Origin of the sequence: Enterococcus mundtii, from assembly GCF_002947535.1 — a bacterium.
Classification (GTDB): Bacteria; Bacillota; Bacilli; order Lactobacillales; family Enterococcaceae; genus Enterococcus_B; species Enterococcus_B mundtii_B.
This window is the reverse complement of sequence record NZ_PUAP01000017.1, coordinates 133,618-146,831: the sequence shown is the minus strand read 5'-3', so window position 1 is coordinate 146,831 and position 13,214 is coordinate 133,618. Positions and strand designations below refer to the sequence as shown.

Sequence of the window (13,214 nt, the reverse complement as noted above, 5' to 3'; positions counted from 1 at the left end):
CAATTATATGGACTTTATCTCCGTTCCTCATTTCATAAATTTTGTATCTATATTGTATCAGAAAAGAAGAAAACGGTATATTGCGTAATTGTAAAACTGCCACATTTTTGCCACAATAATAAATTAATTCAAGTTAATCAGAGATATAACATTAAAGATTGCATTTAGTTAATCGTTGATATAAAGGTATTTTCTATTAAATAAACACATAGTATGATAAGCCTAAATATTTAGTTATGAGATGGAAGGGTCTGTGGGGTAAGTAAGTTAATTATGCGTTCTCTTTGTCAATAAGAACTGCTGATGCGTTCAATCAAATAAAGAGTGTGGGATAATCATCAGAAAATATCTGATGATTGTCCCACTTTTTTTCTTTTTTTTAAATTTAAGGAACGAAAATTTTTTTAACTCATGATAAAGTTGAGAAAGAATGATATCGTTGAGGTCAGTTAAATATATGAAATAATGATCATTAAAAAAATGTTAAAAGGTTTATTCTTTTTATCAAAAAACTAATGCAGAACCTTGTGTATAAGAGTTTAAGCAACTCGTCAAGGAACGTTTGGGAATAAGTCGTTGTTGATGTCGTAATGGGATACTGTTGCGTATCAAGTGAGTATTCTTGGTAACAAGAGGAAAGCCAGTGTAAAAGCATTGGAACGCAAAGAACGTGTGCAAAGTGTGACCAAATGTAAGGTAGCGAACTTGTCGGGACGATAATAGAAAGCTAAGTTGATAAGACTGAGCCTCTCCGTGAAGAGATTTGCTAAGGGATTGGCATTTCACACTGATGGAAACATCCAAAGAAGTCCTTCGCCGTGAAGTGATTAGAAATAATCTATAAGACAAGAAACGCGTGAGAGTAGCAGAAGGCGGTATATGTTGATACTAATCATAATCAAAATATACCGAATGCCCCTGTGGAATTTGTAGGCTGTCATGCCTGACCACATCTCGTAAAGCTACAATATGCCAGCGGTCGCTCCGTCTGGTACGGTATTGTAGAATGTGTGACTGAACAACATTGCAATCGCATGGCGTAGAGAGAGATACTCCGCATAGTTTTTTGGTAAAGGGCGTAAGCCTTTTTCTTTTGCATTTTTATATATTCAAAAGAACAATTACAAAGACTTGCACGATTATGATATCAAAACTATATTTTATGAGATTTTTTATTTTTCGATTTGTATATTTGGTAAGCTTTACGTAGAATTCGCTTTCTTTGTAAAGATCGATAGTGATACGATTTATAGATTTATATCTTGGAAGTAGCGAAATGTTCTCTAAAGCGGTAAAAATCATTACTTCTAGGAAGGTTCAAATCAAATGTATGAGATGGAATGGAGGTAAGTAAATGAATGATGAAATTCTAAAGAATCAACAAGAAATTGTCAAAGTGGAACAACATCAAGAAAAATTATCGAATGAAAAACGTGTATTAGAAGAAAAACTGTTTCAGTTGCAAGATGTATTTCAAAGAGGTTTTCAACAATTAGCTGAATCAAACCTCGAAGCATTGCAACGAGGTTATACCTCAACACAGTGGTTACATAAAAATAATGAAACAAAACAACATATTTTTCAACGTCAGTTAAGACAAGCTAATGAGGAATTAAATGCTACATATAACAAAGCGATACAGAAATTAGAAATAGAACGAGAAGAATTACAGGCGCAGAGGAGAAACCTCTTATGGGATTGATTTATGTCAGTAGTGAATCTTCGGACTTTATGTCTGCGCTTAAAAGTAATTTAGAAAGTGGTAAAGAAACTGTTAGTCAATTGAAGTCGGGTAGTCAAAAAGTTGTTTCAGCCGTGGACGGACAGCAATTATCTGGTGCGGCGTATACAGTAGGAAAAGGTTTATTTGCGGACTTGATCATTCCAACGGTTACACGCACAACAAATGCCATTGAACAGATTGAACAAGAATTGAAAAAATACCAAAATGCCGATAAAATAGTGGCAAGTGAAGGCGAATTGAATGAAGATAAGTTAAATCAACAAATACAAGTCACACGTACAATGAAAAACTCAGTAGACCAGACCTTATTTTTCGTCCGATTACAAACGACACTGAATCCAATTGCAAGTGTACTAGATACATTGTTGAATGTTCAAAGAGATTTGGAACGAATGACTGATAGCTTTCAACAAGACATCGATCATTTACAAAATCAACTAAGAAAACTACAGGATTTCAATACACAAACAAGTGGTTTATTTGCTAATAGTCTAAATGAGTTGAAGATAGCGATGCAAGGCGTATTGATATTAAATAATACAACAATCAAAAGTGATGGTTCATACTCATTACCAAAAGGTACAAATAAAAGTTATTTTGAGAAAATAAAAAAAGACGTATCTTTGGTTATTGAATCAGGAGATCAAGAGATTGAGTTAATCAAAGAAACTGATAGTCTAGAAGAGATCAATCGCAAAACACTCGCTTGTGCGAATATAAGAATCAATCCCTACACAGGAAAGAAAATTAGCCAAGAAGAAGCGAATAAATTCAAGTACGCTGCATGGTCAGGAACGTTTACGAATATTGGCGATACAGTGATGGGTGCGTATTACGGAAATAAAGGTGCTTCGAGATTAGATGGCATCGATGATGTTGGGAGTGTCAAGAAAAAGTCGTTTAGTGAGAAAGAGGGAGGAGCTACAGTCTCTAAACTTGAAATTCCGGAACAAAGTTTGAAACATGCTGATGTCGGAGATTTTACTGTTAATCCTTCCACAGGAAAAGTTTCCAAAATGAAGGGTGGGGGACATGGCCAAGCTAACATTGACTTTCTAAAGGAAAATGGGTTTGAAGTAAACATTGAAAAAACTTACTCTAATGGTGTCAGAGCTGGAAATGTACCACACCACAAGACACCGTCGAAACGTATAGGCACAGGTCAATCTTGGTTTCCTGAAAATTGGACAAATAAAGAGATAGAACGTGCAGCACAGCATATTGCTAACCAATCAAATTTTGTAGGTGCTCAAAATGGGGACGTTATTTTTGGGGATTATAATGGTGTACGAGTGGGTGTAATAAAAACGGATGGGAATATTGGAACCATTTTTCCAGAAGGCACGAAACAACCATAAATAACTATTTAAAGGAGAAAAAATTATGGATATATTTAATCAAATAAATAAAAACTTAGAAGAACGAAGAAGTTTACATGAAGAAGACGACTTTGGACTTGAAAAAAGTTGGACAGAATTAACCACTATACTATCTATGAGTGAAGATAAAACAATCAATTATTTGAAAAATTGTTCTAAGGAAGACTTATTATTGATTAGCTCAGTTTTTGCTGATGTTTCTGAAAAATTACAAAGTAAAAGATTTATCTCTTGTTTAAGGGAACTTGATAAAAAATATCCGGATTTGAAGCTAACCTTTTTTATTTCTGATGCTGAAAGTTACATAAAAAATTAAAATAAAAACCAGTACAGCATTTCCAGAGAGCTGCATTGATACGAAAATCATTGAAAGTTCAAAGACTATTGGTAATAGCAATCTAGTTAACTAGTGATGGTGCAACAGGGCATAGAAGTATTGTTTGTGGCGTTAAAATTGATGTAATAAAACAAGGAGCTAAAATAATTAGTGCTTATCCTACTGGAACAGTTAATGGACCTCCTCCTATAGGATTTAACAAATAAGGAGTGTTAAAATATGTATGATGAGTTAGATAAAATATTATCTGAAGATAGTTCAGAGGATTCTTGGTATGATGATGGATGTATATATGCTGAAGAATTACTAGGAAATTTTACTGAGAGCGATTGGAAAGCGTTAATGCAATCTGTAAAAACAAAGAATGATAGATATAAAATTAGATTAGCTTATTCTATTGAAGAGGATACTGGTATGAATGGCTTCCACTTGTTGTTAGAGCTAGTAAACGATAATGCTGAGGTTGCTGAATATGCTTTAGATTCGTTGCGTTCATTCGATAAAGAACCATATAAAACCATGATTATTTCCAATATAGCGACAATAAAAAAAGCAGAAAGTTTATTAAAAATGCCAGTTTACCGGTAAAGCGTATTTTAGAAGCCTTTTTACAACAAAATAAATAAAAGGATATATACAATTTTATTTTAAGATCCAAATTCAATACTGAAAAGAAGCGATTCAAATTTATCGTTTCTTTTTCTACATATGAAGTTATTACACACTTATCAAGAAAAGTGATAAAGTGGAATTAAATTACATAAAACAAATCTTTGGCAAAGAAATCCAGTATTTAGGCAAGACCGAGATAATTGTTAAATCAGAAGAAAAATTATGAATATATTTAAAAGTAGAGTATAAAATATCTAATTCTCTATGTATATTTCTTCTATGTAAGGCTCGATTTTTTTAATATCCATAAGTAGTAAATAATTCATTTGAAAATACACATAGTAAGTAAATGGAGGAAAAAATGACAATAGTGAATAGTTTGGCATTAAGAGATGATGTTTATCGTTTTCTTGAAGAACATGACCATATAAAAACTTATGAACATTGTATAGCAGTCGGCGATTGTGCGGAGAAACTTGCTGTAAATTACAATATCAATGGAGAAAAAGCCAAAATAGCGGGTTATTTACACGATATATCCGCAATTTATCCAAACAATTGTAGAATTACTATAGCAAAAGAAATGGGGATAGAACTAAATCAAGAAGAGTTGGTATTTCCAATGATCATTCACCAGAAGATCTCAAAAAAAATGGCAGAAAAGATTTTTGACATCACTGACAACGAGATTTTATCCGCAATTGAGTGTCATACAACTTTAAGGGGGAGGTATACTCAACTAGACTTAGTTGTGTTCGTTGCAGATAAAATAAGTTGGGATCAAGATGGAATTCCTCCGTATCTAGACAGTTTATTATCAGCACTTGAATGTTCTTTAGAAAGTGCTGCATTGTATTATATTAAATATCTATTGGATCAAGGCGTCAAAGTTGTTCATCCATGGCTAAAAGAAGCACATGAATCATTGTCTAAGGCAGTTAGTAAAGGAGAGGACGGGAGAGATATATGCCAGAATTTATAAATTTACCAAATTTTTATCATGATAGTGAAATTTTAAATAATGTTGATTTACCTGAAGAAGACCAATCTTTACAAATCCAAAGAACTTTAAAAGAAACAGAGAAAATACAAAAATCCGTTTCTTCTCTGGAAGATAGTGAAGAAAAAAGAAAAAGAAGAAAACAACCGACCTTTCAAAAAGAACAGTAATAAGTGTCGAAACGAAAACAAATGTAGGCCTCTCTTTCTATTTTATCAATACAGTTGTTTATCTGTCAGTATTGAAAAGTGTCTAATTCGAATAGATGAAATCATATCTAAATAGGGTTGCTAATAAAGTACCGACTCATTTTTACTATCGTAGAATAAAAAATAGGTACTTTTCTCAGATACTGTTCTTGTAGAATCTGTCAGCTTTGTCAGATGAATTTACTAAAATTCTATCTAACTTCTAGTATAATAATAATTAACTACTGCATAAAGGATGTTTGTGAAATGCCTTTAAATGTAGATAAAACAAACTTAATAATCATGGGTGTACAATTTGATTCCCAAAAAGATTTTAAAGGAGTTTGGTACGCCTTAAGCACAAATATGATTGAAGGATGAGAGCCAAAGAAGCACGATGTAGAGGAAATGAAGCGACACATTGTCACAAAAAAAGAGCAAAATCCTGATGGAATTTCTTACATATGAGATCTTGCTACAGTTGTTTTAATGAAATATTTCAAAAAATAGATGGATGAAACAACTAGTGGTGTATTAGAAAAAATCGGCTGATAACCATTATTTTTTGTTATGCACCAATAAAGAAAGCGTTGACATTTTCGTGAAACCCATTTATCATTAATTATATATCATCAATAAAAAGAAGAACCCTTTTGATACGCGGCAGTATTAAATGCGAGTATGTTACTGCAATGCAGGCAGAACTCAAAAAAGATTTTAAGGCACAGGCCTTAAATCTTTTTTGAGTTCTTTTTTTTAGGAAAGGAGAATAGGGCAAGTGAAAATAATACAGATAATCAATAACAATGTGGCATTGATCAAGAAGGGCGGACATGAGGTCTTTATTGTTTCCAAGGGAATCGGCTTTCGAAAGAAAAAAGGTCAACAGGTTTCAGAAGACGAGATCGAGAAAATGTATATTTTGGATTCTTATGAAATGTTGGAGCATTTTAGCTACTTACTTTCAAAGTCGGATTCAAATGACATTCTTTTGATTAGTCGGATCATTGAAAATGCAGAGGGGAAACTTGGCATCAAAGTGAGTGATTATTTAACCCTAACATTACTGGATCATTTAGAGTTTCTTTTAGAACGGGCTGAAAAGAACCAGTTTATTGCAAGTCCGTTGATTTGGGATATTCGCCGGTTTTATCCTCGTCATTTTGATCTCGCACTGGAGAGTCTTGAGATGATCGAGAAAGAAAAAAATCTAAGTATTCCTAATGATGAAGCGGCTTCTATCGCTTTGCATTTCATCAACTTTTGGGACAATAAGAAATCTGATCGGTTACTGGAAATGCAAACATTGAGTGATATTGTCTCTATTATTGAAAAACACTATACATTTAAAATCGATGAATCTTCGACGAACTTTATGAGGTTTTCAACACATCTGCAATACTTTATCCAAAGGATCATCAAAAGTGAGTTGGCACAGTCAGAAGGAAGTATTTCTTTATTGTATCAACAAATCAGTCAGTTATATCCGGAGGCTTTCAAAGCGGTCCAAAAAATAAAAATTTATATCAAGCATCAATTTAAAGCAGATCTTTCCATGAATGAAGAAACGTATTTGATGATGCACATCAATCGATTAACAGAAAGGATTGAAAAAACAGATGAAATATGAAAAGTTAAATAAAGCAATTATTGAATTGGTTGGCGGAAAAGAAAATATTGTAGCTGCGGCCCATTGTGTCACACGTTTACGTTTGACGTTAAATAATCGCAACTTAGCGAAAACAGAAGAAATCAAAGAACTAGACGGAGTGATTGACGTCGTCTCTAATGACGTGGCGTATCAGGTCATTATTGGTACACATGTCACTGAAGTCTACAATGATTTCATGTCATTGACAGGCTTAGGGTGTGGGAGTGAGGCTACTTCTGAGAAAGAAAAATTATCATGGAAGAAAATCCCGACAGCCGTATTATCGGTCGTTTCTGAATCAATGACTTCAATTATCGAAGTGTTGATTGCGGCAGGAATGATTGCTGGGATTTTGAGTTTGCTTTCTTTGACCGGAATCGTTTCAGCGGAAAGTCCAACGTATCAAATCTTCCAGACATTACAAACATCGATTTTTACTTTCTTACCGATCTTTTTTGCTTTTTCATCAGCTAGAAGATTGAATGTCAATCCGTATGTCGCAACTGTTTTAGCCACAACGGTGATGTCTTCAAACATTACAGGTGCGGAAGGATTAAGTTTGTTCGGCTATCAATTACCTGTGATTGATTATTCCCACACATTCATTCCGATTTTATTAGCGATCGCCTTGTTGAAATTTGTGACTACTCAGTTAGAAAAAGTAGTACCTAAAGCGATTCAGCTGTTTTTTGTTCCAGCAGTTTCCTTGATGATCGTATTGCCCGTGCTATTAACCGTTTTTGGTCCGGTTGGTATGTGGATCGGTTCGGGCATTTCTTGGGTCTTTACGATGTTGTCTGAAAACATTGGTTATTGGATCGTGGTGATGCTCTATGCAGCTTTCCAACCGTTCTTGATCGTCTTAGGGGCTGCGAATTTCTTATTCCCGATCGGATTAACTTTCTTTGCTGAACTAGGCTACGATCCGGTGATTACTGGAGCTGCCACGATTTCAGATATTGCCGTTGCTGGAGCGATGATTGGTTATTTCTTGAAGACGAAAAAAGAGAAAGAAAAAGCGACATTTGGAACGATTGGTTTTTCAGCGGTCATGGGAATCACAGAACCAGCTATTTTTGGGGTCTTCTTAAAATATCGCCGACCATTTATTGCGGTAATCGTTGGTGGTGGGATTGGCGGTTTGATTGCAGGATTAGCGGGTGTCAAAGCATGGACAATGGCTTGGGGATTAGCAGGCTTACCTGCTTTTTTGATTGGTGGCACGGCGAATTTTATTTGGATGATCATTTCATGCGTTACCGCATTTCTCCTAGCGGGAGCTGTTGCCTATGGGCTTGGGATGCCACAAGAAGAAAAAGATGTTAAAAAGGAAAAAACACTGACTAAAGCTGGTCAAATCGCACTGGAAAATGTCAGCTCAGGTGAGGTCATCCAGTTGAGTCAAGTTTCAGATAGTGCATTTGCTTCAGGAGCTTTAGGTAAAGGTTTTGCAGTGATTCCAGATGAAGAAAATGGCGAGATTTTTGCACCGATCGCAGGAGAAGTCACCGTAGTTTTCCCCACAAAACATGCGTATGGAATCAAGACAGAAGATGGAGTAGAAGTATTGATCCATGTGGGCATCGATACAGTGAACCTTGAAGGAAAAGGATTTACTAGTTATGTAAAAGTCGGCGATCAGGTAAAGACTGGCGATGTGTTGGCAACAGTTGATTTTTCTGCCATCCAAGTAGCTGGTTTTGATCCAACAGTGATGGTTGTTGTCACGAATAGCGCAGACTTTTTAGATGTCGTACCCTTGGCTGATGACAGTACGAATCAAGTTTTAGCAGTGATTATTTAGGAGGCAAAAGGATGAGAAAAGATTTTTTATGGGGCGGTAGTATCGCAGCCCATCAAAGTGAAGGTGGATGGGATCAAGGCGGCAAAGGAATTTCCAATATGGATCTAGTCACGAAAGGAACCCGGGACACTCCACGAGAAATCCACAAAGAACTGAAAGAAGGATTCATTTATCCTTCTCATACAAGGATTGATTTTTATCATCGCTATAAAGAGGATATCAAACTATTTGCGGAAATGGGTTTTACAGCATTAAGAATCTCGATCGATTGGACACGGATTTTTCCAAACGGTGATGATCCAGAACCAAATGAACAAGGATTGAACTTTTATGAAGAAGTAGTAGATACATTGCTCGCACGTGGGATTGAGCCGATCATCACGTTCTTTCATTTTGAATTACCAGCTAACTTGATTGTAAAATACCAAGGTTGGACGAGTCGCAAACTAGTCGATTTATTTGAAAAGTATGCTGAAACATTGTTTGAACGTCTGAATGGTAAAGTGACTTATTGGGCGACATTCAATGAAATCAATCATTTAGACCCGAACTCGAAAGCGGCAGAATTTTTTACGTACTATATTTCTGGTCTTAAATTTGAAGAACTCGAAAATCCGAAACAAGCGATCGCACAAATTGCGTACAATACGGCACTTGCTAGTTCAAAAGTCGTTAAGTTGGGCCATCAAATCAATCCCGAATTTAAAATTGGGTGTGTTTTTGGTATCAATCCGCAATATCCAGAAACGTGTAAACCAGAAACGATGTTAAACAACTTGCTGGAAAATGAAAAAGAATTGTATCAAATGGATGTGATGTGTCGTGGCAAATTTCCACAATACAAATTAAAAGAATTTTCAGCGCAAGGTATCGTGATCGAACAACAAGAAACGGATGTGAAAGATTTTCAACAAGGAACGATCGACTATATTGGTTTGAATTATTATATGTCCAGTGTCACTCCGAATGAACAAAAAGAGAATGAAGCGTTCTTTGGAGGCATCCAAAATCCGTATCTGGAACTTTCTGACTGGGGCTGGGCCATAGATTCTGTTGGCTTACGCTATACAATGAACTGGTTGTACAGAAGATACCAATTGCCGCTAATGATCACTGAAAACGGGTTAGGCGCTGAAGATGTGTTAAAACCTGGTAATATCATTAATGATGATTACCGTATCGAGTATCTTAACCTCCACATTTCAGAAATGAAAAAGGCAATCACCGAAGATTATGTCGAATGTCTTGGTTATCTCTCTTGGGGACCAATCGACCTAGTCAGCGCTTCTACCGGAGAAATGTCGAAACGGTATGGCTTCATCTATGTTGACTTGGATGATGAAGGAAAAGGCACCGGAAACAGATACAAAAAGAAATCGTTTGATTGGTATAAAAGTGTGATTGAAACAAACGGAATAGGATGATAAAAAGCAAGAACCCCAAAAATTGGAAGAACAATTTTTGGGGTTCTTATCTTTTTTATAGAGGAATTGTTTCTAAGATATTAAGCTTTAAGCATTAACTAAAAAATGTATTAGCAAAAGCAATAAAAACGACCAATATAGGAATCATCCATGAAAAACCATACGTTTTATCAAGGATTTTGTTTGACGAATGATTGATCATTCTTAAGATGACCTCAATCAGAAAATAACCTAGAATCATTCCTAGTACATTTGAAATTAAATCATCAATGTCTGTTGCTCTAGCTACCGTAAATAGTTGGCTTATTTCAATCAACAATGAGGTACCAAATCCAAGTAAAAGAGAATAACTGAATTTTCTATACTTGTTGCTAATTAACGGACACAAGAACCCGATGGGTATAAAGCAAAGAATATTAAGAATATAACCTGCATTTATTCCATCTATAAAAGGGATAAGATTGATATTCGGATTGAAAATACTCTCACCAAATCCACTGATTCTATTCAACTCACGAAGCGTAGGAACACCGAACACATTGAAGAATGTAAAACTCATATAATAAAATAGTAAAAATGCTGATAGAATGCTTATCAATTTAGAGGGATTTTTATTTTCTCTAGTGAGCCAGAATAAAAAACTTGCCAAAATCAGCAGACCTATCAAGAATACTGGTTTTAAAGTCAAGATATCTACTATGGATTCCCAGAACCCGATTTGTTGCGTCATATTTTTCGCCTTCTTTCCTTAAGTTAATGAGTAATTAGTAAAGTTAATCATCTCATAGAAGGATACGCTAGCCATCAGCCTGTAGACTTATTTTAGAGGCTATAGGGAGAGACTGATGTACCGGCAAATTATAAAGTGAAATCAATTGATTGGTACAAAATAATAACTGAAATAAAAAGAAAAAAATTATAAAAAATCTAGTTAAAAACAGTCCTAAGTGCTTATTGAATGAAGTATTTAAGGGCTGTTTTAGTGTGTGTATAAGACTGAAAGTGTTCGTATACGACGTAGATGATCCTTATCCAAACGATTTTCGTTAAAATAAATGGAATTTGCGTATAGTAATAATGAGTGAAGGCTCAAAAGGAAATTGAGTATTAGGCTAGCTAATCGGGAGATAAAGGTAGGGAGAATCATCCTCTTCCCATAACTAAGAAAAGGAGTATCAGCTTAACTATGATATCAGAATTAAAAAATATTATTCATAACGATCGCTATAAAGTTTTAATTACTGAAGAGAATGAGTTTTACTTGATAGATGCAGACAGCCAATTAAAGACGTTGCTGTTTGCCACACTCGGTTGGCTGGGAAAGTATGAGGGTGTCAAGATAACACAGAGAGACTACGATGATTTGATTGTTCAAAAAGGAAATGAAAAAAATATTAACAATCTCTCGTTTTTATATACGTTGATCTTATTCCTTTTCGTCCTTTTATTACGAATGTTTATTCCAGAAGATTCGAAATATAGTATTATCACTTTCCTTATCATTTTACCTGGCGCATTATTCATCAAATTCTATTTATCATACAGAGAAAAGCAACTTTTACATAAGAAAGTTTTTTTAGAAACATACGAAAAGGTAAAAATCAGAATAGTGCCTTTAATAAGAGTGGACCGTTTGTTGAAAATGATTGTAATAAACTTATTACTGAACGGCACCTCAATCGCTTTCTCAGTACTGTATATAAAAAGGTTTAATTTGTTATATATGCCTTTTTTAATAATCAACTTTGTTTTCTTGTTACTACTAATTGGTCGTGCTGCATTGACAGAACAAAAATATAAAATTTCTTTAGACTGAAAAAAATAAGAAAGGTGCTATCTCCAGTAAAAACTATTAGAGGATAGCTTTAGTGGATATAAATCATGAAGCAACTATTCAATGCAACATTCGAAGAAAGTTTAAATCTAAGTGATGACACATTTGTTACGTTTATGAATAAAGACGTTAATCGATTGCCAGATCCAACAGGTGGTAAAAAGGTCGTTGCTAGAGTGGTAGGAGTACTATTTCTTGCCTTTTTAATAGGAATCAATTATCTGATCGCTGTTATATCCACAAAAATTAGTACAGGAGAATTAGGACCTAGTCCACTTCCTATACCAGATATCAATTTTTTACCAATGTGGTTGTTCTATTTATTATTTTTTGTGTGGGTAACGTCAGTTTTCATTTTTAGGGATAGAGGAGAGTATTATTTTACAAGGATACGAGGTCAATTCAACTTAAACTTATATATCATTTGGTTAGTGATAGAGATGAATCTTTTATTCATAACAGTATTTCTTAAACCACTAACCATTTTAGGTATGCTGTTCCTACTAGGATTGATCGGAGTACTATCCTGCCTCGTGTTTAGGAGTAAAAAACGTACGATTGAGTATGTGTTATATGAAGTTGAAAGAAAAAAAGGCAAGATAGATATGTTGATAGATCAAGTAATGAAATTAGCAATGAAATATGGCTGGGGAATTGTGACCGTCGGTATAGTATGGAAGTTCTTCTTCCCAAACAGCGGTGAAGTAAGAACAGATTTTTTTGGATTCATCAGTATGTTAGGTATGTGGCTAGCGATGGATATTGTGATCATTTTTGCAGAATCCTATCTATACTTCCCTTATCTATTACAGGGGTATTATAAGCGAAAATACGCAGAACAATACCGCGACTTGGAAGGGAAGGCGCAGTTAGAATGGTATGGAGAAAAATATTTCAACAAGCATATCAAAGGAACAGCCAAAGAAATAAAAGAGAAGAACTAGCCAAAAATCTTGGGTCTCAACGTCTATCAAAATGTAAATTTTGGATTGAATACTAAAATGAATCGTCTTAATCTGATAAATCTTTTCTTATTTTAATGAATAACATATGAAATTTTTGCATGATTTTTAACAAATTTTTGTCCTTTTACCTTACACTTACATGATAGGAATGCCTATCAAGAGCTTTGTTTTATTAAAATAAAAAACGTTAGATAAATCAACGGATGTTATAGTGTCGTCAGTTTTTTATCCTATATATGATTGCCTTTTAAAAAAACAGAGAATAATAAATTATTG

At 34.6% G+C, this 13,214-nt stretch carries 12 protein-coding genes; 11 read left to right on the top strand and 1 reads right to left on the bottom strand.

Annotated features, from left to right (window positions below; genetic code table 11):
• The first annotated feature begins 1,354 nt into the window (after positions 1 to 1,354).
• The 9 genes from CUS89_RS05370 (at position 1,355) to CUS89_RS05325 (ending at position 10,139) form a co-directional block, all read left to right on the top strand.
• Positions 1,355 to 1,702 (top strand): hypothetical protein, encoded by a 348-nt coding sequence (locus CUS89_RS05370; protein WP_104871344.1) that lies wholly within the window; start codon positions 1,355 to 1,357, stop codon positions 1,700 to 1,702.
• Positions 1,693 to 3,102, top strand: a complete 1,410-nt coding sequence (locus CUS89_RS05365; RefSeq protein ID WP_104871343.1) for an EndoU domain-containing protein — start codon at positions 1,693 to 1,695, stop codon at positions 3,100 to 3,102. Before CUS89_RS05370 ends, CUS89_RS05365 begins: the two co-directional genes overlap by 10 nt.
• Before the next feature lie 25 nt (positions 3,103 to 3,127).
• Positions 3,128 to 3,439, top strand: a complete 312-nt coding sequence (locus CUS89_RS05360; RefSeq protein ID WP_019723443.1) for a hypothetical protein — start codon at positions 3,128 to 3,130, stop codon at positions 3,437 to 3,439.
• Positions 3,440 to 3,679: 240 nt separating this feature from the next.
• Complete coding sequence (locus CUS89_RS05350) at positions 3,680 to 4,048, top strand: hypothetical protein (protein WP_258082389.1); 369 nt, start codon at positions 3,680 to 3,682, stop codon at positions 4,046 to 4,048.
• A gap of 385 nt (positions 4,049 to 4,433) precedes the next feature.
• Positions 4,434 to 5,054 (top strand): bis(5'-nucleosyl)-tetraphosphatase (symmetrical) YqeK, encoded by a 621-nt coding sequence (gene yqeK / locus CUS89_RS05345; RefSeq protein ID WP_104871342.1) that lies wholly within the window; start codon positions 4,434 to 4,436, stop codon positions 5,052 to 5,054.
• Entirely contained in the window at positions 5,039 to 5,242 is a 204-nt protein-coding gene (locus tag CUS89_RS05340; RefSeq protein WP_010734650.1) for a hypothetical protein, read from the top strand. The genes yqeK and CUS89_RS05340 overlap by 16 nt, the downstream gene beginning before the upstream one ends.
• A gap of 796 nt (positions 5,243 to 6,038) precedes the next feature.
• Positions 6,039 to 6,890, top strand: a complete 852-nt coding sequence (locus CUS89_RS05335) for a PRD domain-containing protein (protein WP_104871341.1) — start codon at positions 6,039 to 6,041, stop codon at positions 6,888 to 6,890.
• Positions 6,880 to 8,715 carry a beta-glucoside-specific PTS transporter subunit IIABC gene (locus CUS89_RS05330; protein ID WP_104871340.1) on the top strand — a complete coding sequence of 612 codons (1,836 nt, stop codon included), beginning with the start codon at positions 6,880 to 6,882 and terminating at the stop codon, positions 8,713 to 8,715. The genes CUS89_RS05335 and CUS89_RS05330 overlap by 11 nt, the downstream gene beginning before the upstream one ends.
• Positions 8,716 to 8,726: 11 nt before the next feature.
• Complete coding sequence (locus CUS89_RS05325) at positions 8,727 to 10,139, top strand: family 1 glycosylhydrolase (RefSeq protein ID WP_104871339.1); 1,413 nt, start codon at positions 8,727 to 8,729, stop codon at positions 10,137 to 10,139.
• A 94-nt stretch (positions 10,140 to 10,233) separates the two neighbouring features.
• Here the strand turns inward: CUS89_RS05325 and CUS89_RS05320 are convergent, their stop codons facing one another.
• Positions 10,234 to 10,869 carry a VanZ family protein gene (locus tag CUS89_RS05320; protein ID WP_104871338.1) on the bottom strand — a complete coding sequence of 212 codons (636 nt, stop codon included), beginning with the start codon at positions 10,867 to 10,869 and terminating at the stop codon, positions 10,234 to 10,236.
• A gap of 456 nt (positions 10,870 to 11,325) precedes the next feature.
• Here CUS89_RS05320 and CUS89_RS05315 point away from each other — a divergent pair, with 456 nt between their 5' ends.
• Both CUS89_RS05315 and CUS89_RS05310 read left to right on the top strand, forming a co-directional pair.
• Positions 11,326 to 11,955, top strand: coding sequence for a DUF443 family protein (locus tag CUS89_RS05315; protein ID WP_104871337.1), 630 nt, complete (start codon positions 11,326 to 11,328; stop codon positions 11,953 to 11,955).
• A gap of 65 nt (positions 11,956 to 12,020) precedes the next feature.
• Complete coding sequence (locus CUS89_RS05310; RefSeq protein WP_104871336.1) at positions 12,021 to 12,917, top strand: hypothetical protein; 897 nt, start codon at positions 12,021 to 12,023, stop codon at positions 12,915 to 12,917.
• Positions 12,918 to 13,214: the final 297 nt, after the last annotated feature.